The sequence below is a fragment of the Yinghuangia sp. ASG 101 genome, assembly GCF_021165735.1.
GTDB lineage: Bacteria > Actinomycetota > Actinomycetes > Streptomycetales > Streptomycetaceae > Yinghuangia.
Map to the genome: position 1 here is coordinate 1346511 of NZ_CP088911.1, position 24177 is coordinate 1370687.

The following is a 24177-nucleotide window of genomic DNA, read 5'->3' on the forward strand; positions in this document are numbered from 1 at the left end:
CCCCGGACGCGTGCGCCCGGGGGACCCTCACGGTGTCGTCAGTTGTCGCGGGCGGCGATCAGGTGCTCGGCGTGCTCTTGCAGCGACCGTACGCCTATGTCGCCGGACACCAGCGCGGCGATGCCCTGCACGGCGGCGGCGAACCCCTGCACCGTCGTGATGCTGGGGACCCCGCGCGCGACGGACGCCGTGCGGATCTCGTAGCCGTCGAGGCGCCCGCCGGTGCCGAACGGCGTGTTGACGATGAGGTCGACACCGCCGTCGTGGATCAACTGCACGATCGTGGGTTCGCCGTTCGGGCCCGGGCCCTCGCTCTGCTTGCGGACGACGGTGGCGGTGACCCCGTTGCGGCGCAGCACCTCGGCGGTGCCCTGGGTGGCCAGGATCTCGAAGCCCAGGTCGACGAGCGCCTTGACCGGGAAGATCATCGAGCGCTTGTCGCGGTTGGCGACCGAGACGAAGGCGCGGCCCTTGGTGGGAAGCGCACCGTACGCCCCGGCCTGCGACTTGGCGTACGCGGTGCCGAAGAACGCGTCGATGCCCATGACCTCGCCGGTCGAGCGCATCTCCGGGGACAGCACGGTGTCGACGCCGCGGCCCTGCTCGTCGCGGAAGCGGCTCCAGGGCAGGACCGCCTCCTTGACCGCGATCGGGGCGTCGAACGGGAGGGTCCCGCCGTCGCCCTCGGCGGGCAGCAGGCCTTCGGCCCGCAGTTCGGCGATGCCGGCGCCGAGCGAGACACGTGCGGCGGCCTTCGCGAGCGGCACCGCGGTCGCCTTGGAGACGAACGGAACGGTGCGGGACGCGCGCGGGTTCGCTTCGAGGACGTAGAGGATGTCCCCGGCGAGCGCGAACTGGATGTTGATCAGCCCCCGCACGCCCACGCCCTCGGCGATGCCGCGGGTGGCCGCGCGCAGCCGCTTGATGTCGTGACCGCCGAGGGTGATCGGCGGGAGGGCGCACGCGGAGTCGCCGGAGTGGATGCCGGCCTCCTCGATGTGCTCCATGACGCCGCCGAGGTACAGCTCGTGCCCGTCGTAGAGGGCGTCGACGTCGATCTCGATGGCGTCGTCGAGGAACCGGTCGACGAGCACGGGGTGTTCGGAGACCAGCCCGGCGTTCTGCTCCAGGTAGGCCGCGAGGGATTCCTCGTCGTAGACGATCTCCATGCCGCGCCCGCCGAGCACGTACGACGGGCGGACGAGGACGGGGTAGCCGATCTCGTCGGCGATGGCCTTGGCCTCGTCGAATGAGAACGCGGTGCTGTGCTTGGGGGCGGTGAGGCCGGCCTCCAGCAGGACGCGGCCGAACGCGCCGCGCTCCTCCGCGAGGTGGATGGCCTCGGGCGGGGTGCCCGCGATCGGGACGCCGGCGTCCTTGAGTGCCTGGGCGAGCCCGAGCGGGGTCTGGCCGCCGAGTTGGACGAGCACGCCGGCGACAGGCCCGGCCTGTTCCTCGGCGTGCACGACCTCGAGGACGTCCTCCAGCGTGAGCGGTTCGAAGTAGAGCCGGTCGGAGGTGTCGTAGTCGGTGGAGACGGTCTCGGGGTTGCAGTTGACCATGACGGTCTCGTAGCCCGCGTCGGCGAGGGCGAAGGCGGCGTGGACGCACGAGTAGTCGAACTCGATGCCCTGCCCGATGCGGTTGGGCCCGGAGCCGAGGATGATCACGGCGGGCCTGGTGCGCGGGGCGACCTCGGTCTCCTCGTCGTACGACGAGTAGTGGTACGGCGTCTTGGCGGCGAACTCGGCGGCGCACGTGTCGACGGTCTTGTAGACCGGGCGGACGCCGAGGCGGTGCCGCAGCTCGCGGACCTCGCCTTCCCGCAGCCCCCGGATCTCGGCGATCTGGGCGTCGGAGAACCCGTGCCGCTTCGCTTGGTGGAGCAGGTCGGCGGTGGGCTCGGCCGCGTCGGCGATCTCCCCGGCGATCTCGTGGATCAGGAAGAGCTGGTCGAGGAACCAGGGGTCGATGCGGGTGGCGTCGAACAGTTCCTCGGGGGTCGCGCCCGCGCGGACGGCCTCCATGACGGTGTTGATGCGTCCGTCGGTGGGGGTGGCGGCGAGGTCGAGCAGGGCGGCCTTGTCGCCCGCCGGGCCGGTGAAGGCGAACTGCGAGCCCTTCTTCTCCAGCGAGCGGAGGGCCTTTTGCAGGGCCTCGGTGAAGTTGCGTCCGATGGCCATGGCCTCGCCGACCGACTTCATCGTGGTGGTGAGGCTGGCGTCGGCGGCCGGGAACTTCTCGAAGGCGAAGCGCGGCACCTTGACGACGACGTAGTCGAGCGTGGGTTCGAAGGACGCCGGGGTCTCGCGGGTGATGTCGTTGGGGATCTCGTCGAGCGTGTAGCCGACCGCGAGCCGGGCGGCGATCTTGGCGATCGGGAAGCCGGTCGCCTTGGACGCGAGTGCCGACGAGCGCGAGACGCGCGGGTTCATCTCGATGACGATGATGCGCCCGTCGTCGGGATTGACCGCGAACTGGATGTTGCAGCCGCCGGTGTCGACACCGACCTCGCGGATGACGGCGATGCCGATGTCGCGCAGCCGCTGGTACTCGCGGTCGGTGAGCGTCATCGCGGGGGCGACGGTGATGGAGTCGCCGGTGTGGACGCCCATCGGGTCGAAGTTCTCGATCGAGCAGACGACCACGACGTTGTCGTGCTTGTCGCGCATCAGTTCCAGCTCGTATTCCTTCCAGCCGAGGATGGACTCCTCCAGGAGCACCTCGGTGGTCGGCGAGAGCGTGAGGCCCTGGCCGGCGATGCGGCGCAGGTCGTCCTCGTCGTGGGCGAAGCCGGAGCCGGCGCCGCCCATCGTGAAGGACGGGCGGACGACGACGGGGTAGCCGCCGAGTGTCTCGACGCCGGCGAGGACGTCGTCCATCGAGTGGCAGATGACCGAGCGGGCGGACTCGCCGTGGCCGATCTTCTCGCGGACGCGTTCGACGACGGTCTTGAACTGGTCGCGGTCCTCGCCCTTTTGGATCGACGCGATGTTGGCGCCGATGAGTTCGACGCCGTACTTCTCCAGCACGCCGTTCTCGTGCAGCGCGACCGCGGTGTTGAGCGCGGTCTGGCCGCCGAGCGTGGGCAGCAGCGCGTCGGGGCGCTCCTTGGCGATGATCTTCTCGACGTACTCGGGGGTGATGGGCTCGACGTACGTCGCGTCCGCCACCTCCGGGTCGGTCATGATCGTCGCCGGGTTGGAGTTGACGAGGATGACGCGCAGGCCCTCGGACTTCAGGACGCGGCAGGCCTGCGTGCCGGAGTAGTCGAACTCGGCGGCCTGGCCGATCACGATCGGGCCCGAGCCGACGACCAGGACGGACTTCAGGTCGTTGCGCTTAGGCACTCTTGCTCTCCAGGTTCTGCGGGTTCTGCGGGGCGGACGACATCAGCGCGACGAAGCGGTCGAACAGGTACGCGGCGTCGTGCGGCCCGGCGGCGGCCTCGGGGTGGTACTGCACGCTGAAGGCGGGCCGGTCGAGCAGCCCGAGGCCTTCGACGACGTTGTCGTTGAGGCACACGTGGGTGACCTCGACGCGGCCGTAGGGGGTCTCGCTGACGCGGTCCAGCGGCGCGTCGACGGCGAAGCCGTGGTTGTGCGCGGTGACCTCGACCTTGCCGGTCGTGCGGTCCTGCACGGGCTGGTTGATGCCGCGGTGGCCGTACTTGAGCTTGTAGGTACCGAAGCCGAGCGCGCGGCCGAGGATCTGGTTGCCGAAGCAGATCCCGAAGAACGGCGTGCCGCGCTCCAGGACGGCCCGCGCGACGGCGACCTGGTGGTCGGCGGTGGCGGGGTCGCCGGGGCCGTTCGAGAAGAAGACGCCGTCGGGTGCGACGGCGTAGACGTCGTCGACGGTCGCGTTCGCGGGCAGCACGTGGACCTCGATGCCGCGCTCGGCCATGCGCTGCGGGGTCATGCCCTTGATGCCCAGGTCGAGGGCGGCGACGGTGAACTTCTTGGTGCCGATCGCCGGGACGACGTACGCCTCGGCGGTGGAGACCTCGCCGGCCAGGTCGGCGCCGGTCATCTCGGGGGCGCGGCGGACCTTCTCCAGCAGCGCGGCGTCGTCGGCGAGGCCGGTGCCGGCGGCGTCGAAGTAGGCGTCGCCGGAGAAGATGCCGACGCGCATCGCGCCGCGTTCGCGCAGGTGGCGGGTGAGTGCGCGGGTGTCGATGCCGGAGATGCCGACGACGCCGTACGCGGCGAGTTCGTCGTCGAGCGTGCGCCGCGAACGCCAGTTCGACGGGCGGCGGGCGGGGTCGCGGACGACGTAGCCGGAGACCCAGATGCGCGACGACTCGGGGTCGTCGTCGTTGACGCCGGTGTTGCCGACGTGCGGGGCGGTCATCACGACGACCTGGCGGTGGTACGAGGGGTCGGTCAGCGTCTCCTGGTAGCCGGACATGCCGGTGGAGAACACCGCTTCGCCGAAGGTCTCCCCCACCGCCCCGTACGCGCGTCCGCGGAAGGTGCGGCCGTCCTCCAGGACGAGGACGGCAGGGCCCGCGGCCTTGGCGTGTGTTGCGGTCACTTCTGGGTGCCTTCCTGGTGATGCGCGGCCCCGTCGGGGGCGGCGGTCGGGGCCGGCGCGTCGCCCGCGACGAGGCGGTTGACGGCGTCGACCCACGCGTCGTGCTCGGCCGCGTGGTCGCTGCGGAATCCGGAGTCGAGGAGGGTGTCGCCGAGCTTCCAGGTGACCACCAGCAGGCCTCCCTCGGGCAGGACCTTGCCGGCCGCGGCCTTCTCGAAGCGGGCCCCGACCAGGTCGGCGGCCGGCACGTGGAACCCGGCCGCGGCAGGCCGGTCGACGCGCAGCCCCTCGGCGGTCAGGGTCACGTCGGCGGCGCTGCGGGTGCCCAGGCCGTGCGCGACGATCCGGTCGAGCCAGTCGCCGGCCGTGGTCGTTCCGAAGTAGCGTCCGGTCAGCTCGGGCAGCAGCGGCGGACCGGCGGAGTCGGCGGGGCCGAGGGGCGCGGGGGCGGGCAGGTCGGCCTGGCGCCGGCCGCGCTTCTTCCACGCACGCCACATCAGCGTGTACGTGCCGAGGATGAAGACGGCGAAGACGCCGGTCCACAGCAGGTACTGGCCCCAGTCGGAGACCGCGGCGGACTTCTTCTCGGCCGCGATCAGGAACTCGGACGCGCGCAGGGGGCTGCCGGTGGTTGCGTTGCTGATGGTCACGCGAGTTTCCCGTCGATCACCGTCGGTACGCCGCGCAGGAAGGTGGCCGCCACCCGGCCCGGCAGCTCCATGCCGGCGTAGGGGGTGTTCGCGCTTCGCGAGGCGAGTTCGGACGGTTCGACGGTACGCCTCGCGGCCGGGTCGACGAGCACCAGGTTGGCGGGCTCACCGGCGGCGATGGGACGCCCCTGGCCGGTCAGGCGGCCGATGCGGGCGGGGCGCGCGGCCATGCGGTCGGCGACGCCGGCCCAGTCGAGCAGGCCGGTGTCGACCATGGTCTGCTGCACGATCGACAGCGCGGTCTCCAGGCCGAGCATGCCCATCGCGGCGACGGCCCACTCGCAGTCCTTGTCCTCGCACGGGTGCGGGGCGTGGTCGGTGGCGACGGCGTCGATGGTGCCGTCGGCGAGGCCCTCGCGCAGGGCCGCGATGTCCTCGGCGGTGCGCAGCGGCGGGTTGACCTTGTAGACGGGGTCGTACGAGCGCACCAGCTCGTCGGTCAGCAGCAGGTGGTGGGGTGTGACCTCGGCGGTGACGTCCCAGCCCTTCGACTTGGCCCAGCGGATGATCTCCACGGAACCGGCCGTGGAGACGTGGCACACGTGCAGGCGGGAGCCGACGTGGGCGGTGAGCAGGACGTCGCGGGCGATGATCGCCTCCTCGGCGACGGCGGGCCAGCCGCGCAGCCCGAGCACGCCGGAGACGGTGCCTTCGTTCATCTGCGCGCCTTCGGTCAGGCGCGGTTCCTGGGCGTGCTGCGCGACGACGCCGTCGAACGCCTTCACGTATTCGAGCGCGCGGCGCATGATGACCGCGTCGTGGACGCATTTGCCGTCGTCGGAGAAGACCTTGACCCCGGCCGCGGAGTCGTGCATCGCGCCGAGCTCGGCGAGGCGTTCGCCGGCGAGGCCGACGGTGACGGCGCCGACGGGGTGGACGTCGCAGCGTCCGGCCTCCTGGCCGAGGCGCCACACCTGTTCGACGACGCCGGCGGTGTCGGCGACGGGGTCGGTGTTGGCCATGGCGTGGACGGCGGTGAAGCCGCCGAGCGCGGCGGCGCGGGTGCCGGTCTCGACGGTCTCGGCGTCCTCGCGGCCCGGTTCGCGCAGGTGGGTGTGCAGGTCGACGAGGCCCGGCAGGAGGACGTGGCCGGCGCCGTCGATGATCTGGGTGGCGTCCGGTGCGTCGAGGCCGACGCCGACGCGGGCGACAACGCCGCCGGAGATGAGCACGTCCTGTGCGTCGCCGCCAAGGACCTTGGCGTTCTTGATCAGGTACGTGCTCACGCGGTGGTCTCCTCGGTGGTTGTGGTGGTCACGGCGGGCTCGGACCCGCCGAGCAGCAGGTAGAGCACCGCCATACGGACGCTGACGCCGTTGGTGACCTGCTCGACGATCGTGGAGCGCGGCGAGTCGGCGACCTCGGCGGCGATCTCCATGCCGCGGTTCATCGGGCCGGGGTGCATGACGATGGCGTGCTCCGGGAGCGCCGCCATGCGTTTGGCGTCGAGCCCGTAGCGGCGGGCGTACTCGCGCTCGGTGGGGAAGAACGCGGCGTTCATGCGCTCGCGCTGCACGCGGAGCATCATCACGGCGTCGGCCTTGGCGAGCGTGGTGTCGATGGCGTACGACACGTTGCACGGCCAGGTCTCGACGCCGATGGGCAGCAGCGTGGGCGGGGCGACGAGGGTCACGTCGGCGCCGAGGGTCGCGAGGAGCAGCACGTTCGAGCGGGCGACGCGGCTGTGCAGGACGTCGCCGACGATCGTGACGCGGCGCCCGTCAAGGCCGCCGCCCGTGCCGGGCCCGCCGAGCCGGCGGCGCATCGTGAACGCGTCCAGCAGCGCCTGGGTGGGGTGCTCGTGGGTGCCGTCGCCGGCGTTGACGACGGAGCCGCGCAGCCAGCCGGAGTTGGCCAGGGTGTACGGCGCGCCGGAGGCCCCGTGCCGTATGACGACGGCGTCGGCCCCCATCGCCTGGAGCGTCAGCGCGGTGTCCTTGAGGGATTCGCCCTTGGAGACCGAGGAGCCTTTCGCGGAGAAGTTGATCACGTCCGCGGACAGGCGCTTGGCCGCGGCCTCGAAGGAGATGCGCGTGCGGGTGGAGTCCTCGAAGAACAGGTTGACGACCGTGCGTCCGCGCAGGGTGGGGAGCTTCTTGATGGGGCGCTCGGCGACCTGCGCGAGTTCCTCCGCGGTGTCGAGGATGAGCAGGGCGTCGTCGCGGGTGAGGTCGGCGGCCGAGATCAAGTGACGCTTCACAGGGTTTCTTCAGCTTCCTGGGATTCCGTGGATTCCTTCGGCCGCGTCCGGGCGACCTCGACGGCGTCGCCGCGTGTGCCGAGGAGGACGGCGTCGCGGCCGTCGTGCTCCTCCAGCAGGACCTGGACCTTCTCGCGCAGGGAGGTGGGGAGGTTCTTGCCCACGTAGTCGGCGCGGATGGGCAGCTCACGGTGGCCGCGGTCGACGAGGACGGCCAGCTGCACGGCGCGCGGGCGGCCGATGTCGTTGAGGGCGTCGAGCGCGGCGCGGATGGTGCGGCCGGAGAACAGCACGTCGTCGACGAGGACGACGAGCCTGCCGTCGATGCCCGCGGCGGGGATGTCGGTGCGCTCCAGGGCGCGGGCGGGGCGCAGCCGCAGGTCGTCGCGGTACATCGTGATGTCGAGGGCGCCGACGGGGACCTTCACGTCCTCGATGTCCTCGAGGCGGGCGGCGAGCCGGCGGGCGAGGGCGACGCCGCGGGTGGGGATGCCGAGGAGGACGACGTCGTCGGCGCCCTTGGCGCGTTCGACGATCTCGTGGGCGACCCGGGTGAGGACCCGGGCGATGTCGGAAGCGTCCAGGACGGCCCGGGCGGTCGCCGGGTCGAGAGCGCCGGGGCGCTCGGGTGTGGCCTTGGTCATGCGGAAGCAGACCTCCTTCCCCGTCTCACGGGACGGGCTTTAAAGGACGTCGGATTGTGTTCCTCACCCTAGCAGGGACGAGATCGCTCCCGTTTTGTATGGTTCCTCCAACCGAATGGCCTGCACACTGTGCTGCCGAGGGCGCGTCGTGCCCCGGCCGTACGTACCGGTTAGGCCGTTCGGCTTGACGGACGCAGATTACTCTGCGTAACCTCACAATGAGTGACCACCGGGCGAAACGCGACACTCGCGACGTGTCGGCCGAGGTTCCGGGCCGGCATCCCGATTCGATTCCGAATCGGGCGGGGATCGCGCGGCGCAGCGGTGGTGCCTCCCCCATCGGCTCAACACGGAACCGGTGGGCCTTCACGGTCAGTCACCTGTTTTTTGGGAGCCAGATGTCCAGCGACTACGCCAAGCAGCTCGGGGCGAAACTCCGCGCCATCCGTACCCAGCAGGGCCTGTCCCTGCACGGTGTGGAGGAGAAGTCCCAAGGGCGCTGGAAGGCCGTCGTCGTCGGCTCGTACGAGCGCGGCGACCGCGCCGTCACGGTGCAGCGCCTCGCCGAGCTCGCCGACTTCTACGGTGTTCCGGTGCAGGAACTGCTGCCCGGCGGCACGCCGAACGGCGCCGCCGAGCCGCCTCCGCGCCTTGTTCTCGACCTCGAACGTCTCGCCCAGGTCCCGTCCGACAAGGCGGGTCCCCTGCAGCGCTACGCCGCAACGATCCAGAGCCAGCGCGGCGACTACAACGGCAAGGTGCTGTCGATCCGCCAGGACGACCTCCGCACGCTCGCCGTGATCTACGACCAGTCGCCCAGCGTGCTCACCGAGCAGCTCATCAGCTGGGGTGTCCTCAACCCGGAGGCCCGGCGCGCGGTCGACACCACGCCGAGTGTCTGACAAGGCACTTGACGCAGCGTCACATTCGGGGCGGGGTCGGGAGGGAGTTGCCCTCCCGACCCCGCCGTCGTTTTGCCCGCCATTGTCACGGCGGGGGACGCTCCGTATAGCGGACTGTTCGTCCGCTCACCGGGAACGCGCAGGCCGCCGCCGGGGCCTGGCGGCGTGGGGCGGACGGGGACGCGAGCGTACCCACGGCCGCCGGATGTTGACGGTGTGTCACCATCTCGGTCGGCCGCGGCTGTCCGCGAGGCAGCGCACGAACTCGCGGGCGGCACGTGTCGGATCGGCGCGCGGCGCGGCTCAGCCGGACTCGCGGACGACGACACGCGGGTGCACCACCATATGGTCGAGGTGCTTGTAGGCCCGCCCGGACACGAAGGCCGTCAGCGCGTCGGCGGCGCCGCCGCCCATCGTGCGGGTGTGCATCGTGACGCTCGTCAGGCGGGGCCAGACCAGTTCGCAGAACGGCAGGTCGTCCGCGCCGACCACGGCGACGTCGTCGGGAACCGACCAGCCGCACTCGCGGAGTGCGGACATGATCATCAGCGCGAAGTCGTCGTTGCCCGCGAAGACCGCCGTCGGCGGGCTCGTCCGGCGCTGCCAGTCGCGTACGAGGGCGAGGACGTCGTCGCGGACGTACCCGACGTCGACGCGTTCGAGGGAGCAACCGGCTTCCTCCGCCGCCGACTTCGCGCCCTCCCAGCGCTCGCCGGCGAGGGCGGCGAGCGGCCCGGACGGCACCAGGCAGGCCATGCGCCGGTGGCCGCGCGCCGCGAGGTGGCGGATCGCGAGCGCGCCGGTGTCGCGGTTGTCGAAGATCGCGGTCGGCACGCCCGGGTGCCGCTCGCGCCCCCACGCGAAGATCGCCCGGACACCGGCCCGGCGCAGCACCTTGACGCCCTCGTCGCTGAGCCGGTTGGCCTCGGCCAGCACCGCGAGCGGACGCAGCGCGGCCCAGGTGCGCGCCGCGTCCACCCCTCGGGCGCGCCGGTCGCCGTGGATGAGCAGGTTGAGGTCCTGGCGGCGCAGCCCCTCGGTGAGTTCGTCGATGAACTGCTCCAGCGGCTGCCCCATCGGCTGCACGGGCAGCGGGAACAGGACGATGTCGCTGGTGCCCGAACGCAGCGAACGCGCGGGGGCGCTGGGGGCGTAGCCGATCTCCCGGACCGCCTTGAGAACGCGTTCGCGCGTTTCGGCGCTGACCCGCGCGCCGGGGGGCGAATTCAGGACGTACGACACGGTCGACCGCGACACTCCCGCGACACGGGCGACGTCGGCGCTGGTGGGGGGCTTGCGCCGGGGCTCGGGAAGGCTCACGGCCGCCACCCGCCTGCCCCGCGCCCCGCGAGACCGCGCTGCCCCGGCTCCCGGCTCGGGGTCGGACGACACCTCATGAGCGAGCACCCCCGTCACTGATCGGATTGTTGCGGCACCGCATGCAACGTAGCGAGGAAACCGTACCGTTTCCTTGGCTTGACCAGGGATATTCAGATTTCTTTTTGACACTGGCAAGTAATCTGCGGGACGCGGGTCCCCCGGACCGGCCGCGCCCCGCGACCAGATAGACAGGTACGCTGACCGCGTGCATCAGGACGCGGTCGCCGGAGCCCAATCCGGGTCGGAACTCGTGACTCTGCTCGTCGGCGCCGTGCGCGGCATAAGCCAGGTCTTCATCGACCGCATGACCGCCGCGGGCTTCGACGACGTGCGACCCACCCACGGCTTCGCCCTCACCCTCGTCGGCGACCACGGCACCACCGCCACCGAACTCGGCCGCCGCCTGGGCATGACCAAGCAGTCCGCCGGCGAGGTCGTGACCCACCTGGCCCGCCAGGGCTATGTCGAACGCCGGCCGGATCCCGAGGACCGCCGGGCCCGCCGCATCACCCTGACCGAGCGCGGGCGCGAATGCGTCGAGATCATCTGGGCCGAGCTGGCCGACGTCCAGGGGGCCTGGGCGGACGCGGTCGGCCCGACCGGCCTGGAGGAGCTGACCACCGGGCTGCGCAAGGGCCTGCGGACGCTGCGCGACGACGGGCGGATCCCCGAGGGCCTGCGGCAGGCGTGGTGGTGGTCCGTGTGACCCCCGCGGCACGGCGTCGCACACCGCCGACTGTCCGCTTTGCCCCGCCGGCCGGCCCCCGTGATCGGGCTTTCGAGGCCGCCCCGCCACGGCGGCGGCGAAAGTGCGGTGGCACCGCGAGTTCCCTTCTCGCCCGCACTCCCAAGGGATCACCACTCACTCAGCACTTTCCGCGGCCCGCCGTCCCTCGCGCCCGCTTCCGCGCGGACGTCAGCTCCCGGCCGCCATCGCCACGACCGCCATCAGCGCCGTGAACACCGCCGCCGCGGCGGCCGTCGCGACCAACGCGGCCCCGGCCACCGGCGTGTTCGCGCGCACCGCCGCCCCGACCCGGCGGTAGCGCAGCTCCCCCACCGCGTACACCAGCGCCGACAGCGCGATCACCGCGGCACCCGGCAGCAGCCAGGCCCGGTGGTCCGCACGGTGTCCGGCGTGCAGCACGAGCCCGCCGTTGGCGAGGAACGCCAGTGCCGTCCGCGACCACGCGAGCCGGGTGCGCTCGGGCTGCAGCCCCGGGTCGACGGGGGCGCGCGCGGCTTCGCCGGCGCTCACGCGACGGCCATCAGGACGACGCTGACGACGATGACCGCCGCGACGCCCACCGACAGCATGAGCGGCATCGGCGTGCCGGGCAGCGCCTGCCCGAGGCGCATCGCGCGCTCGACCCGGAACCACCGGCGGTACGCCGTCCCGGCCAGCATCGCCGCGATGGCGACGAGGATGAACCCGAGAACCAGCCGCAGGCCGTGCGGCCCCAGGTCGGGGAGGAACTGCACGACCGCGACGCCGCCCGCGAGCAGCGACAGCGCGGTGCGGATCCAGGCGAGGAACGTGCGTTCGTTGGCGAGCGTGAAACGGTAGTCGGGTTCGTCCCCGACCTCACGCAATCGGAGACGGCGCCGCCACTCGTTGACCATGGTCGAGATTGTGCCGTGTCCGCCGCCCCGGCTCAGGCCGGGTCCTCCTCCACGCGGGCCACCGGCGCGGTCCGCGCGACCTGCGGCGGGACGGCGGCGTGCCGGTCCCGCAGGGCCGCCAGCTTCTCCTCGGTGAGGTCGTAGCGCAGGATGAACGGCATGCTCGCCACGAGCAGCACGGCGGGCAGCAGCGTGAAGCCGAGCAGCACCCCGGTCAGCGCGCTGTCCGGTTGCGGCACGCGGTGGTCGGCCTCCGACGAGACGAAGCCGGCGATCTGCAGCACGGCCGCGAACACCCCGGCGCCCAACGCCAGTCCGAGCATCTCCCCGGCGGTCCACACCCCGGTGAACACCCCCGCGCGGCGCTTCCCGGTGGTCATCGCGTCGGCGGCGACCGCGTCGGCGATCATCGACATCGGCAGCATCTGCATGCCCGCGTAGCCGACGCCCGCGACGGCGGTGATGCCGTACACGACCCCGACCGGCACGTGGCCGGCCGACGTCATCGCCAGCGCCGCGACCAGGAAGCAACACGACGCGGCGAACGCGGAGTCGCGCTTGCCGAAGCGCAGCGCGGCCCGGGACCAGAACGGCATCGCGACGATGGACGGCAGCACCAGCGCCGCGAACAGCCCGGTGGTCGCGGAGGAATCGTCGAGGATGTAGGTGGAGAAGTACTGCACGCCCGCGAGCATCGCGCCCGCGCCGGTCGCCTGGATGACGTACATGCCCAGAAGGGTCATGAAGGAACGGTTCGTCCGGGCGATCGCCAACTGCCGCAGGATCGACCGCTCCCCCGGAACGGCCGGCACGACGCTGCGGGCCCGCGACGTGGTGAAGAACGCGGCCAGCATCCCGGCCATCAGCAGCACGCCCAACGTGAGGCCCATGATCCGGTACCCCTGCACGGTCCCGGGGTCGTCGTCGCCGGAGTGGCCGGCGATCAGCGGGGCGACACCGCCGGCCAGGAGGATGGCGAACGACAGGAAGGCGACCCGCCACGACATGACGCGCGTGCGTTCGTGGTGGTCCGCGGTGATCTCCGCCGGCATCGCGATGTAGGGCACCTGGAACGCCGCGAACGACGTCGCCGCCAGCACGTACATCCCGCCGACATACAGGGCCGCCCAGTTCCCGGTCAGCGGCGGGCCGGCGAACATCGCCGCGAACAGGAACGGCAGCGTCAGCGCTCCGCCGAGCATCCACGGCCGGCGCGGGCCCCAGCGGTGGTCGGTGCGGTCGGACAGACTACCGACGTACGGATTGGCCAGCGCGTCCCACGCCTTCGGCAGGAACACCACGACACCCGCGAGCAGGGGCGCCACGCCCAGGACGTCGGTGAGGTAGAAGAGCAGCAGCAGCCCGGGCACCGCACCGAAGATGCCGGTGCCGAAGGAGCCGAGCCCGTAGCCGATGCGGACGACGCGCGGCAGAGGCGCGAAGACAACCGGCGACGGCGGGACGCCGTCGGATCCGGCGGCGGAATCCATGGTCCTGAACGTAAGCCCTGCCCGGCCCTGCCACCACGATTTTTGCCCACGGCCCGCGGGATCCGCGTGATCTTGCCGATCCCGGGGAAACCCGCCGCGCGCGGGCGCGCGCCGCGCCCTTCCCCGCGCCCCGGCCCGCACCCCCGATCCGCACACCCGGTCCCGGAAACGCCGGTGCCCGCGGAGCGTCGTGCTCCGCGGGCACCGAGGCCGGCGCGCGATTGTGGAGCCGCGGGGCCCGGCGGGGTCTCAGCGCTGGAGTGTGGGCTTCAGGTCCTTCAGCCGGGCCAGCAGGCCGTTGACGAACTGCGGGGAGTCGTCGGTGGAGAACTCCTTGGCCAGCTCGACGGCCTCGTCGATCACCACGGCGTCGGGCACGCCCTCTTCCCACAGCAGCTCGTACACGCCCAGCCGCAGGACATTGCGGTCGACCGTGGGCATGCGGTCCATCGACCAGCCGACGGCGTACGTCGAGATCAGGTCGTCGATCCGGGCCCTGTGCTCCCGCACGCCCTCGACCAGCTGCATCGTGTATTCGGCCACCGGCGGGCTGTCGACGTCCTTGCGCGAACGCCCCACCCAGTCCGCGAGCACCGTCACCGGGTCCCCGCCGCGCTGGTCCGCCTCGAAGAGAATCTGCAGCGCACGACGGCGGGTCTTGGTCCGGGCACCGGCCACTAGTTGTTCACACGGCCCAGGTAGTCACCGGAACGCGTGTCGACCTTGACCTTCTCACCGGTCGTGATGAAGAGCGGGACGGCGATCTCGTACCCCGTCTCCAGCTCGGCCGGCTTCGTGCCGCCCGTGGAGCGGTCGCCCTGCACGCCCGGCTCGGTGTACTTGATCGTCAGCTCGACCGAGGCCGGCAGCTCGACGTAGAGCGCCGAGCCCTCGTACATCGCGACGGTGGCGTCGAAGCCCTCCAGCAGATAGTTCGCCGCGTCGCCGACGACGTCCGGGCTGACCGGCAGCTGGTCATAGGTCTCCGTGTCCATGAACACGAAGTCGGCGCCGTCCTTGTACGAGAACTGCATGCCGCGGCGGTCGACATTGGCCGTTTCGACCTTGATGCCGGCGTTGAACGTCTTGTCGACGGTCTTGCCGGACATCACGTTCTTGAGCTTGGTACGGACGAAAGCGGGGCCTTTGCCCGGCTTGACGTGCTGGAACTCCACGACGGACCAAAGCTGTCCACCGTCGAGTTTGAGCACCATGCCGTTCTTCAGGTCGTTGGTCGTGGCCACGGGTGTGGGGTCTCCTGCGTTGCTTCGGACCGGCGAACCGCCCGTCCGCGGGCACGCGTGGCCGCGCACTACAGAACGAGCAATTCCTTGGTCGTGATGGTCAGTAGCTCCGGCCCGCCGTCCTCGGGCGGACGGACCACAAGGGTGTCCTCGATGCGGACGCCGCCGCGGCCGGGAAGGTAGATCCCCGGCTCGACGGTGACCGGCATGCAAGCGTCCAGCTTACCGTCCGTCTCCGGGCCCATGCGCGGGTCCTCGTGGATCTCCAGCCCGACCCCGTGCCCGAGCCCGTGCGGGAAGTACTCCTTGTAGCCCGCCGCGTCGATCACCGCCTGCGCCGCCCGGTGCACGGCGGCCGTCTCCACCCCGGGCGCGAGCGCCTCGCGGCCCGCCTTCTGCGCCGCGAAGACCACGTCGTACACCTCGACCTGCCAGTCGGCCGGCTCGTTGCCGATCACGAACGTCCGGGTCATGTCGGCGTGGTAGCCCCGGTAGCACGCGCCGAAATCGATCTTGAGGAAATCGCCGTCCTCGACCCGGCGGTCCCCCGGCGAGTGGTGCGGGATGGCCGAATGCGGCCCCGAGGCGACTATCGTCGGGAACGCCGGGGAGTCCGCGCCGTGGTCGGCCATCCGGCGTTCCAGCTCCAGCGCGATGTGCCGCTCGGTACGCCCGACCAGGATCGACTCGATCATCTCCGCGATCGCCTGGTCGCCGATCTCGCAGGCGATGCGCAGGGTCGCGATCTCGTCGGCGTCCTTGACCCGCCGCAACTCCTCGACCACCCGGCCCAGGGCGACCAGCGCCGTGCCCTCCGCGGCTCCGCCGAGTTTGCGGTGCATCTCGACGGTGACCGCGTGCTCCTCCACCGCGAGCCGGCGCACCTTCTCCTCGGCGGCGCGCTTCGCCAGCGCGGGCGCGACCTGCCGGGTCTCCAGGACCTCGACGTCGGGCGACTGCTCGGCGGCCTGGGTGACGTAGCGGCCGTCGGTGGCCAGGACCACCCCCGGTCTGCCCGACGCGCCGTCCTCCCGTGCGGCGTGCACCAGGAGGGCGGCGTTCGAACCGGTGAACCCGGTCAGGTACCGCACATTGACGAGATTCGTGATCAGTGCGGCGTCCGCGCCGCTCACGGCAACGCGGGAGCGCAGCCGCTCACGACGGACGGCGTGGGCCTCGGGCATGCGCTCAGCGTAACCCCGTGCGGTACGCGGTGCCCGTCACCCGGCCCGGTGGGACGCCGCGCGGACTCGGGTTGTCCGTACGTGAGTTCGAACAATGCGGTGGCGATTCGCCACGTGTTACACCCGTTCGGAGGAGTTCACGGCTCTCGATTGGATTTCGCCCCGGGGCCCGGGTGCCCGGTCCTACGCTTTGCGGAAGTCGGGATTCCCCGGGCCCGGGGGTCCGCGTCCACGCTGCGGGGGTGGTCCGAATGCACATCGGCGAGACCGGCGAGACCGGCGACAACGACGGCGTCGGCGCGGGCGATCAGGGCGATCCGGGCGATCCGGACGGCTACGCGCGCCAGGTCGCCCAGATGCGGGCCGCGGCGGCCCGGCACAACGCGTCCCGCGATCAGCGCGACGCCATCGCGGCGCGACGTGCCGAGGGCATGCGCTTTCCGGACACCCGCGAGGAGTTGGAACGCCGGGCCCGCCGCCTGCTGGCGTCACTCGGGCGCGTCGCCGAGAGGTCGGGGACCCGCGCGGCTCCCGCGGACGCGATCGCCGAGGACGAACGGGTCATCGGGGATTCGCGTGACTTCCAGTCCGTCACGTTCCTCGCACGCGGCGTGCGGGCGAGTGCCACGGTCGGGCGGATCTGGCTCCGGGTCGGCGGGCGCCTCCAACCGTGCGCCACCGGGTTCCTGGTCGCGCCGCGCCTGCTGCTGACGAACCATCACGTCTTTCCGGACGCCGCGAGTGCCGAGGACGCGTACGTCGAATTCGGCGCGGACGCCGGTCCGGACGACATGCCGACCGCCACCGTCGCGTACGACTTCGCGCCGACCGCGTTCTTCGCGTCCGACGACGGGCTCGACTACGCGCTCGTCGCGCTCGCCCCGGGGTCCGACGGCCGGGCGGCGGGCGAGGCGTTCGGGTGGAACCGGCTGGATCCCTCGGTCGGCAAGCACGTCATCGGCGACCCGGTCAACATCGTCGGCCACCCCTCGGGCCGGTTGAAGGAGATCTGCATCCGGGACAACGAACTCCTCGTGCGCCTCGACGAGTTCCTGCACTACAAAACCGACACCGAGCCCGGCAACTCCGGCTCGCCGGTGTTCAACGACCAGTGGGAGGTCATCGCCCTCCACCACCGCGGCGTACCGGCGACCGACGACCAAGGCCGCCTGCTCAACACCGACGGCGGGCTGTGGACCAGCGCGCAGGGCGACGCCGCGGTCAAGTGGATCGCCAACGAGGGCACCCGCATCAGCGCCGTGCTCCGCCACGTCGTCGCACACACCCCACCCGAACTCCGGGAAATCCTGGCCGAACTCGGCCCGGCGGCCGGAGCCCCGGCAACGGAACCCGCGGCGACTCCGCCCACGCCCCCGGCGCCCGCGGGCACGGCCACGGCCGTCCCGGCGACAGGCGCGGCGATCCCCGCACCGGCGAGCGCGCCTCCGACGACGGCCGAACCCGCGAGTCCGGTGATTCCCCCTCCCGCGAGCGCGCCTCCCACCACGGCGGACCCACAGGCAGCGGTTCCGGCCGCACCGAGCACACCACCAACGCACTCGGCGGGTTCGACCGACTCGATGGCCGCCCCGGCAACTCCGGCGGCAGGCGCGGCGGTTCCTCCACCCGCGAGCGCGGCTCCCACGACGGCAGTGGACTCGCCGGCAGCGGTTCCGGCCGCACCGACCACGTCACCAACGAACGCGGCGGGCGCGGCGGGCGCGGCGGGCGCGGCGGGCGCGGCGGGCGACCCGGCAACTCCGGCGGCAGGCACGGCGGTTCCGGCAGCCGCGAGCGCGGCCTCGGTGGCGGGGGCGGCCGTCCCGGAGGCGCCGGCTGCGGCTCCGGTGGCGGATGCGGCGGTTCCCGCGGCCCCCGGCGCGGCTCCGGCGGTGTCGGCTGCTGCGGCTGCGGGCGTCCCCGGGCCCCCGGCCGCCGCACCGGCCGATCCCGCGAATTCCTCGGTCGCGCCGCCGTCTTCGTCGTCGGTGGCGGGAGCCGTGTCGGCGGAGCCGTCGGGTGCGCGGGTTCCGTCGCCGCGCGTCGCGGAGGCCGTTCCGGTGCTCACCGGGCTTCCCGGGCGGGCGGACGCGTTCGGCGCGGGACGTGCGCTGGTGTTCCTGCACGGCCGCAGTCAGCAGGGGCACGCGCCCGAGGCGCTGCGTGGCTCGTGGACGGCCGGGCTCAACCACGGACTCGACCGACTCGGTTACGCCGCGATCGACGCCGCCGACGTGTTCTTCCCGTACTACGGCGACCGGCTCGCCGAAGCGCTGCGGACACAGGAGACCGTCGGCACGACGTTCGACGCCGTCGCCGACGACCCCGAGGCCGCAGCCGCACCGGCGTCCGACTCGGCCCGCGAGCTTTACGGACACCTGCTGGACCGCGCCGCGCGGCAATCGGGCATGCCCGACGCCGCTTCACCGCGGGAGGACGAAGGGCTGGGGCTGCCGGGCGCCGTGGTGCGCCTCACCCGTCGTCCGCTGGAGTGGCTCGCCCGGCACTCGGGTCTGGACCGCCTGGTCATCGCGAGGGCGTTCCGCGACGTCGCGCTGTATCTCGACGACGGGCGGATCCGTGACGACGTTCTTGCCTGCGTCCGTGAGACGGTCCCCGCGACCGGCGGCATCGTCCTGGTGGCGCACAGTCTCGGCACGGTGGTCGGGATGGACCTGCTCGCCACGCGGGCCGAGAGCCCCGACGCCACCGGCCTGATCACCGTCGGTTCGCCCCTCGGCCTGGACACCGTCTACGACCGGCTTCTGACCCGCGGCCCGCACTGCCCACCGCGTGTGTCGTCGTGGTTCAACGCGTGGGCGCCGGCCGACGCCGTCGCGATCGGGTGCCCGTTGCGCGAGCAATGGACGGGTGTCACCGGCGAGTCCTCGGTCGACAACCCCCGCGACGCCGCCCACGACATCGACGAGTATCTGGCCCACCCGGAAGTCGCCGGGGCGATCGCCGAACGCCTGGGCCTCGCTCGCCGCTAGCAGCCACGCGTTGGGGTCGAGGGGCGGCTTCTGCACACGGCCGGTCGGCATCGGGCGCCGCGGTGTGCCGGGCCGTGCCACGGATTCGGTTCGGTCGCGCGGAGCCGCCCGCCTCGAGCGGCCGGACCTGCCGCGCACCGCCTGGGAGTTCGGGTCCCTGCGCGTGCACGAGCGGTCGGCGTATGTCGCCGCACCGCCCGCGCACGCGACTCCGTCGTCTCCCGGCCGGGCCGCTCAGGTGTCGAGTTCGTCCGCGAGGGCGCGAAGGGCCAAGCGGTACGAGCCGATCCCGAAGCCCGCGACCGTACCGGTGGCGACCGCGGCGATGACGCTGGTGTGCCGGAACTCCTCGCGTGCGTACGGGTTCGAGATGTGCACCTCGATCACGGGCGCCGTGCGCTGCGCGATCGCGTCCCGCAACGCGTACGAATAGTGCGTGAACGCACCGGGGTTGATGACGACGGGCGTGCGCTCGTCGGCCGCCCGGTGGATCCAGCGGATCATCTCGGCTTCGTCGTTGGTCTCCCGCACCTCGACCGCGAAGCCGAGTTGCGCGCCGGTCTTCTCGCACGCCGCGACGAGCCCGGCGTACGACGTCGAGCCGTACACGTCCGGCTCGCGGCTGCCGAGGCGGCCGAGGTTGGGGCCGTTGAGCACGAGGACGTCGGTCACGGTCACGAGCGCGCCACCTCGCCGTAGGCCGCCGCCAGCATGGCCGGGTCGGGGGCTTCGAGGATCGCGGGCTTCGCCAGCCCGTCCAGGACGACGAAGCGCAGCATGTCGGCGCGCGACTTCTTGTCGATCCGCATGGTGTCGAGGAGCTTCGGCCACGCGTCGCCCCGGTAGGTGAGCGGCAGGCCGAGGGCTTCCAGGATCGTCCGGTGGCGGTCGGCGGTCGCGTCGTCCAACCGCCCGGCGAGGCGCCCGAGTTCGGCGGCGTACACCATGCCGACGCTGACCGCGGCACCGTGCCGCCACTTGTAGCGCTCGGCCTTCTCGATGGCGTGGCCGAGCGTGTGGCCGTAGTTGAGGAATTCGCGGCGGCCCGACTCCTTGAGGTCGGCGGTCACGACCTCGGCCTTCACGCGGATCGCGCGCTCGATCAGCTCGGCGGTGTGTGGGCCCTCGACGACGCGCGCCCCGGCCGGGTCGGCCTCGATCCGGTCGAGGATGACCGGGTCGGCGATGAATCCGGCCTTGACCACCTCGGCGAGGCCGCTGATGTAGTCGTTGGCCGGCAGCGTCTCCAGCGTCGCCAGGTCGGCCAGCACCCCGGCCGGCGGGTGGAACGAGCCGACGAGGTTCTTGCCCTCGGCGGTGTTGATCCCCGTCTTGCCGCCCACCGCCGCGTCGACCATCGCCAGCAGGGTCGTGGGGATCGCGATCCAGCGCACACCCCGCAGCCACGTCGCGGCGACGAAGCCCGCGAGGTCCGTGGTCGCGCCGCCGCCGATGCCGACGACCGCGTCGGAGCGGGTGAACCCGGTCTGGCCGAGCACCGACCAGCAGTACGCGGCGACCTGGACGTCCTTGGCCTCCTCGGCGTTGGGCACCTGGATCGCGATGGCCTCGTACCCCTGCGCGGCAAGGTCCTCGCGTACCGCCTCGCCCGCGACGCTCAGCGCCTCGGGGTGCAGCACCGCGACGCGGCGGACCTTCGGGCCCAGCATGCCGGTCAGCTCACCGAGCAGGCCGGTGCCGACCAGTACGTCGTAGGGCTCGGCGTCGCCGCCCACGGTGATCCGGACGGGGTCGTCGCTGGTTGCGCTCATCGCTCCTGGTCCTTGGTCACGTCGTCTTCGTCGCCGGTGTCGGGGGCAACCGCCCGGCCGGGACGCGCGAGCGCCGCCAGCAGTTCGTCGGCGACCTGCTCCGGCGTGCGCCCGGCGGTCGGGACCACCACGGTCGCGACCTCTTCGTACAACGGTCGGCGCTGCTCCATCAGCTCCCGCCAGCGGGCGCGCGGATTGCCGATCAGCAGGGGGCGCGGCGCGTCGAGGCCGACCCGGCGTACGGCGTCCGCGAGTTCGACGTCGAGGAAGGCGACGGGGTGGCCAACCAGCAGCTTGCGCGTCTCGGCGGCCATCACGGCGCCGCCGCCGAGGGCGAGGATGCCGTCGTGGTCGGCGAGGGCGGCGGCCACCGCGCGGTGCTCCAGCTCGCGGAAGTGCGGTTCGCCGTCGTCGACGAAGATGTCCGGGATCGGTTTGCCCGCGGCCTTCTCGACGTCGGCGTCGGTGTCCCGGAACTCCGTGCCGGTGCGGGCCGCCAGCAGCAGGCCGACCGTCGTCTTGCCGGCCCCGGGCGGACCGACGAGGACGACCGCGGGCCCTGTGGTCGGTGTCTCCATCGGGTTCTGCCTCCCCGCTCGCCTTGCCCCTGCCTGCCCGGCCGCTACTTGATCGCCAGGGTGTCGAGGTAGCCGGTCACGTTGCGCCGCGTCTCGGCCACCGAGTCGCCGCCGAACTTCTCCACCACGGCGTCGGCCAGCACCAGCGCGACCATGGCCTCCGCGACGATGCCCGCGGCCGGGACCGCCGCGACGTCGGACCGCTGGTGGTGCGCCTGGGCGGCTTCCCCGGTGCGGACGTCGAACGTCGCCAGGGCGCGCGGCACGGTCGCGATCGGCTTCATCGCGGCCCGGACGCGCAGCACCTCGCCGGTCGACATGCCGCCTTCGGTGCCGCCGGAACGCCCCGAGGTGCGCCGGGCGCCCTCCGGGGTCCGGACGATCTCGTCGTGCGCCTGCGAACCACGCACCCGGGCCAGGTCGAATCCGTCGCCCAACTCGACGCCCTTGATCGCCTGAATGCCCATGAGGGCGGCGGCGAGCCGGGCGTCCAGGCGACGGTCCCAGTGCACGTGGCTGCCGAGCCCCGGCGGCAGGCCGTACGCCAGCACCTCGACGACGCCGCCGAGGGTGTCACCGGCCTCGTGGGCGGCGTCGACCTCGGCGACCATCGCGGCGCCGGCCTCCGGGTCCAGGCAGCGCACCGGGTCGGCGTCGAGCCGGGCGGTGTCCTCCGGGACCGGGACGACGCCGCTGGGGGCCTTGGCCGCGCCGAACTCCACGACGTGGCTGACGATCCGGATCCCGGCGGCCTCGGCGAGGAACGACGCCGCCACCGAGCCGAGCGCGACCCGGGCGGCGGTCTCGCGGGCGCTGGCCCGCTCCAGGATCGGCCGGGCCTCGTCGAAGCCGTACTTCTGCATGCCCGCGAGGTCGGCGTGGCCGGGCCGCGGACGCGTCAGGGGCGCGTTGCGCGCGATGCCCGCCAGCACGTCGGGGTCGACGGGGTCGGCCGCCATGACCGTCTCCCACTTGGGCCATTCGGTGTTGCCGACCATGACCGCCACGGGGCTGCCCAGGGTGCGGCCGTGCCGCACGCCGCCGAGGAAGGTCACCTCGTCGCGTTCGAACTTCATCCGGGCGCCGCGGCCGTAGCCGAGCCGTCGCCGGGCGAGTGCGTCGGCGACCGTGTCGGTGGTGACCGGCACTCCGGCGGGAAGGCCCTCAAGAGTCGCGACCAGGGCGGGCCCGTGCGATTCGCCCGCGGTCAGCCAGCGCAAGTTGCCCAACGGTGTTCCTCCAGTACTGCCCGGCACCCGCCGGGACCGCGCTCCGCGCGGGAAATGGCCTGCCCTGATCCTTTCATGCCCGGCGGGTCCCCTCGCGCCCCCGTCCGAGTGCTGGACCGGCCGGCGGGCTTCCCTGACGGCGGGACGAACCGGGAACCGGCAGGATGGTTCGGAGCCGTACACCGCCGCAGCCACCTCGCCGGAGGCGCCACGTGCCCAGGGTCGAGCAGGTTCCCCGTGTCCACAAGGTTCTGGTCAGCCGCTGTCTCCTGGGACACCGTGTCCGCTACGACGGCGGTGTCCAACCCGCCGAGGACATCCTGGCCCGGTGGGCGGCGGAAGGCCGCGTGGTGCCGGTGTGCCCGGAGGTCGAAGGCGGTCTGCCGACCCCGCGCCCGAGGGCCGAGATCCCCGGCGGCCAAGGTGCGGACGTCCTGGACGGCTCCGCCCGCGTCCGCACCCGCGACGGCGACGACGTCACCGCCCCATACCTCGAAGGCGCCCGCCTCTGCCTCGACCTGGCCGCGCGCCACGGCATCCGCATCGCGGTCATGAAGGCCCGCAGCCCGTCGTGCGGCAACCACGAGACCTACGACGGCACCTTCACCGCGACGCGCGTCACCGGCGAGGGCGTCGCGGCGGCGGCACTGCGGCGGGCCGGTGTCCGCGTCTTCAACGAGGACGAACTCGACGCCGCACAAGCCGCGTTGGCCGAACTGGACACCACCTCCGACCACACCTGACCGCCCCCGGCCGCCTTCGCCGTGCCGACCCGCGGATGCGGCAGACCTCGGACCGGCGGACCGCCGGGGCCGGGCGCGACGTGAGCGCGGCGCGCGGTCCCCCGGCAGGACTTGCCGGTGAGTGCCGCGGGCCGGGCCTAACGGTGGGTGCTCCCGGGGCCGCCGATGGCAATGGTGAGGGCTGTTCCGGCGAGTATGAACGGGCCGAAGGCGAAGGTGTCGTGGGGTTGTGCGCGGCCGGTGGCGAGGAGGGCGGACGCGTGGGTGCCGGCGAGGAGGAGAGTGGCGAGCTCGGCGACCAGGATGTGCCGCCCGCCCGACCATCCGAGGACGAGGCCCAGGACGACGGCGAGTTTGGCGTCGCCCATGCCTATCCGGCCCGTCAGGCCGAGCGCCAGGTGGACGGCGCCGAGTATCGCCGCGGCGAGCAGGGCCCGCAGGAAGGCGCCGGGGCGGCCCTCGACGGCCGCGATGCCCGCGAGCATGACCACCAGGCCTCCGGCGGCGGGGAAGGTCAACGCGTCGGGCAGCCGGTGGACCGTGAGGTCGACGAGCGCGAGCGCGGTGCCGAACACGGCGAGCCAGCACCATAGCGGCGCCGTCCAGGCGGGCGTCGCAACCGGCACGGTGACGGCGACCGCGGCGGCCGTCAGTGCCTCGGGCAGCCCCGGCGGCGGCCCGATCCGGCCACGGCAGGACGGGCAACGCCCCGACGCCGACAGCGGCCGTGGCACGAGCGTTCCGTACGGCAGGAGGAGACGGCCGCAGGCGGGGCACTCCCGGCGGGGTGGGCTGCCCGCGGGCACCGCGTGGTGGAACACGGCGGACCGTACGAACAGGCCCATCCCGCAACCGACGAGCAGCCCCAGGCCGGGTGGGATGGCGAACACCCACCGGACACTACGGTGGATCGCCGCGTGACCACGCTGCGTTGTCCACAGGCACGGAG

The 24177-nt window shown here is 72.6% G+C and carries 22 protein-coding genes; 4 read left to right on the top strand and 18 right to left on the bottom strand.

The window, feature by feature from the left end; genetic code table 11:
* Window positions 1-38: 38 nt before the first annotated feature.
* The 6 genes from carB to pyrR are packed head-to-tail and all read right to left on the bottom strand — an operon-like array spanning window position 39 to window position 8090.
* Window positions 39-3350: a carbamoyl-phosphate synthase large subunit gene (gene carB, locus LO772_RS05420; protein WP_231777213.1), complete on the bottom strand. Its 3312-nt coding sequence runs from the start codon at window positions 3348-3350 to the stop codon at window positions 39-41.
* Complete coding sequence (carA, locus tag LO772_RS05425; RefSeq protein ID WP_231777214.1) at window positions 3343-4536, bottom strand: glutamine-hydrolyzing carbamoyl-phosphate synthase small subunit; 1194 nt, start codon at window positions 4534-4536, stop codon at window positions 3343-3345. The genes carB and carA overlap by 8 nt, the downstream gene beginning before the upstream one ends.
* Window positions 4533-5186: a PH-like domain-containing protein gene (locus LO772_RS05430; protein WP_443089370.1), complete on the bottom strand. Its 654-nt coding sequence runs from the start codon at window positions 5184-5186 to the stop codon at window positions 4533-4535. The genes carA and LO772_RS05430 overlap by 4 nt, the downstream gene beginning before the upstream one ends.
* Entirely contained in the window at window positions 5183-6472 is a 1290-nt protein-coding gene (locus LO772_RS05435; protein ID WP_231777215.1) for a dihydroorotase, read from the bottom strand. The genes LO772_RS05430 and LO772_RS05435 overlap by 4 nt, the downstream gene beginning before the upstream one ends.
* On the bottom strand, window positions 6469-7446 hold the full coding sequence (locus LO772_RS05440) for an aspartate carbamoyltransferase catalytic subunit (protein WP_231777216.1): 978 nt from the start codon (window positions 7444-7446) through the stop codon (window positions 6469-6471). Before LO772_RS05440 ends, LO772_RS05435 begins: the two co-directional genes overlap by 4 nt.
* A complete protein-coding gene (gene pyrR / locus LO772_RS05445; RefSeq protein ID WP_231777217.1) occupies window positions 7443-8090 on the bottom strand; it encodes a bifunctional pyr operon transcriptional regulator/uracil phosphoribosyltransferase PyrR in 648 nt (215 codons plus the stop codon). The genes LO772_RS05440 and pyrR overlap by 4 nt, the downstream gene beginning before the upstream one ends.
* Before the next feature lie 398 nt (window positions 8091-8488).
* On the opposite strand from pyrR, the gene bldD reads away from it, so the two are divergent.
* Window positions 8489-8992 (top strand): transcriptional regulator BldD, encoded by a 504-nt coding sequence (gene bldD / locus LO772_RS05450; protein ID WP_231777218.1) that lies wholly within the window; start codon window positions 8489-8491, stop codon window positions 8990-8992.
* A 303-nt stretch (window positions 8993-9295) separates the two neighbouring features.
* Here the strand turns inward: bldD and LO772_RS05455 are convergent, their stop codons facing one another.
* The gene (locus tag LO772_RS05455; RefSeq protein WP_231777219.1) at window positions 9296-10312 is read right to left on the bottom strand and encodes a LacI family DNA-binding transcriptional regulator; all 1017 of its coding nucleotides are present in this window, start codon (window positions 10310-10312) and stop codon (window positions 9296-9298) included.
* Between the two features lie 265 nt (window positions 10313-10577).
* Here LO772_RS05455 and LO772_RS05460 point away from each other — a divergent pair, with 265 nt between their 5' ends.
* Window positions 10578-11078, top strand: a complete 501-nt coding sequence (locus LO772_RS05460; protein ID WP_231777220.1) for a MarR family winged helix-turn-helix transcriptional regulator — start codon at window positions 10578-10580, stop codon at window positions 11076-11078.
* 210 nt (window positions 11079-11288) lie between these two features.
* Here the strand turns inward: LO772_RS05460 and LO772_RS05465 are convergent, their stop codons facing one another.
* The 6 genes from LO772_RS05465 to LO772_RS05490 form a co-directional block, all read right to left on the bottom strand.
* Entirely contained in the window at window positions 11289-11630 is a 342-nt protein-coding gene (locus LO772_RS05465; RefSeq protein ID WP_231777221.1) for a DUF202 domain-containing protein, read from the bottom strand.
* Window positions 11627-11995, bottom strand: a complete 369-nt coding sequence (locus LO772_RS05470; RefSeq protein ID WP_231777222.1) for a YidH family protein — start codon at window positions 11993-11995, stop codon at window positions 11627-11629. Before LO772_RS05470 ends, LO772_RS05465 begins: the two co-directional genes overlap by 4 nt.
* A 32-nt stretch (window positions 11996-12027) precedes the next feature.
* On the bottom strand, window positions 12028-13485 hold the full coding sequence (locus tag LO772_RS05475; protein ID WP_231777223.1) for an MFS transporter: 1458 nt from the start codon (window positions 13483-13485) through the stop codon (window positions 12028-12030).
* Window positions 13486-13734: 249 nt separating this feature from the next.
* Complete coding sequence (gene nusB / locus LO772_RS05480; protein ID WP_231777224.1) at window positions 13735-14163, bottom strand: transcription antitermination factor NusB; 429 nt, start codon at window positions 14161-14163, stop codon at window positions 13735-13737.
* On the bottom strand, window positions 14163-14729 hold the full coding sequence (gene efp, locus LO772_RS05485) for an elongation factor P (protein WP_231777225.1): 567 nt from the start codon (window positions 14727-14729) through the stop codon (window positions 14163-14165). Before efp ends, nusB begins: the two co-directional genes overlap by 1 nt.
* Before the next feature lie 68 nt (window positions 14730-14797).
* The gene (locus LO772_RS05490) at window positions 14798-15913 is read right to left on the bottom strand and encodes a M24 family metallopeptidase (RefSeq protein ID WP_231777226.1); all 1116 of its coding nucleotides are present in this window, start codon (window positions 15911-15913) and stop codon (window positions 14798-14800) included.
* Window positions 15914-16164: 251 nt separating this feature from the next.
* On the opposite strand from LO772_RS05490, the gene LO772_RS35750 reads away from it, so the two are divergent.
* Window positions 16165-18906, top strand: coding sequence for a trypsin-like serine peptidase (locus LO772_RS35750; RefSeq protein WP_269453224.1), 2742 nt, complete (start codon window positions 16165-16167; stop codon window positions 18904-18906).
* A gap of 234 nt (window positions 18907-19140) precedes the next feature.
* On the opposite strand, the gene aroQ is transcribed toward LO772_RS35750, so the two are convergent.
* From aroQ to aroC, 4 genes are read right to left on the bottom strand one after another with little or no spacing between them, the layout of a single operon-like run.
* Window positions 19141-19584 (bottom strand): type II 3-dehydroquinate dehydratase, encoded by a 444-nt coding sequence (aroQ, locus tag LO772_RS05500; RefSeq protein WP_231777227.1) that lies wholly within the window; start codon window positions 19582-19584, stop codon window positions 19141-19143.
* Window positions 19581-20678 (bottom strand): 3-dehydroquinate synthase, encoded by a 1098-nt coding sequence (gene aroB / locus LO772_RS05505; RefSeq protein ID WP_231777228.1) that lies wholly within the window; start codon window positions 20676-20678, stop codon window positions 19581-19583. The genes aroQ and aroB overlap by 4 nt, the downstream gene beginning before the upstream one ends.
* Window positions 20675-21256, bottom strand: coding sequence for a shikimate kinase (locus LO772_RS05510; RefSeq protein ID WP_231777229.1), 582 nt, complete (start codon window positions 21254-21256; stop codon window positions 20675-20677). The genes aroB and LO772_RS05510 overlap by 4 nt, the downstream gene beginning before the upstream one ends.
* 44 nt (window positions 21257-21300) lie before the next feature.
* Window positions 21301-22485, bottom strand: a complete 1185-nt coding sequence (aroC, locus tag LO772_RS05515) for a chorismate synthase (RefSeq protein WP_231777230.1) — start codon at window positions 22483-22485, stop codon at window positions 21301-21303.
* 212 nt (window positions 22486-22697) lie between these two features.
* Here aroC and LO772_RS05520 point away from each other — a divergent pair, with 212 nt between their 5' ends.
* Entirely contained in the window at window positions 22698-23228 is a 531-nt protein-coding gene (locus tag LO772_RS05520) for a DUF523 domain-containing protein (RefSeq protein ID WP_231777231.1), read from the top strand.
* 137 nt (window positions 23229-23365) lie between these two features.
* Here LO772_RS05520 and LO772_RS05525 read toward each other — a convergent pair whose 3' ends face one another.
* Complete coding sequence (locus tag LO772_RS05525) at window positions 23366-24118, bottom strand: prepilin peptidase (RefSeq protein ID WP_269453159.1); 753 nt, start codon at window positions 24116-24118, stop codon at window positions 23366-23368.
* Between the last annotated feature and the right edge of the window lie 59 nt (window positions 24119-24177).

What these genes read in the sequence shown, in the direction of transcription:
- pyrR (WP_231777217.1), bottom strand. Translation starts at nt 8,090, where the DNA reads ATGACCAAGGCCACACCCGAGCGCCCCGGCGCTCTCGACCCGGCGACC.
- bldD (WP_231777218.1), top strand. Translation starts at nt 8,489, where the DNA reads ATGTCCAGCGACTACGCCAAGCAGCTCGGGGCGAAACTCCGCGCCATC.
- LO772_RS05510 (WP_231777229.1), bottom strand. Translation starts at nt 21,256, where the DNA reads ATGGAGACACCGACCACAGGGCCCGCGGTCGTCCTCGTCGGTCCGCCC.
- LO772_RS05470 (WP_231777222.1), bottom strand. Translation starts at nt 11,995, where the DNA reads ATGGTCAACGAGTGGCGGCGCCGTCTCCGATTGCGTGAGGTCGGGGAC.
- LO772_RS05490 (WP_231777226.1), bottom strand. Translation starts at nt 15,913, where the DNA reads ATGCCCGAGGCCCACGCCGTCCGTCGTGAGCGGCTGCGCTCCCGCGTT.
- LO772_RS35750 (WP_269453224.1), top strand. Translation starts at nt 16,165, where the DNA reads ATGCACATCGGCGAGACCGGCGAGACCGGCGACAACGACGGCGTCGGC.
- aroB (WP_231777228.1), bottom strand. Translation starts at nt 20,678, where the DNA reads ATGAGCGCAACCAGCGACGACCCCGTCCGGATCACCGTGGGCGGCGAC.
- LO772_RS05475 (WP_231777223.1), bottom strand. Translation starts at nt 13,485, where the DNA reads ATGGATTCCGCCGCCGGATCCGACGGCGTCCCGCCGTCGCCGGTTGTC.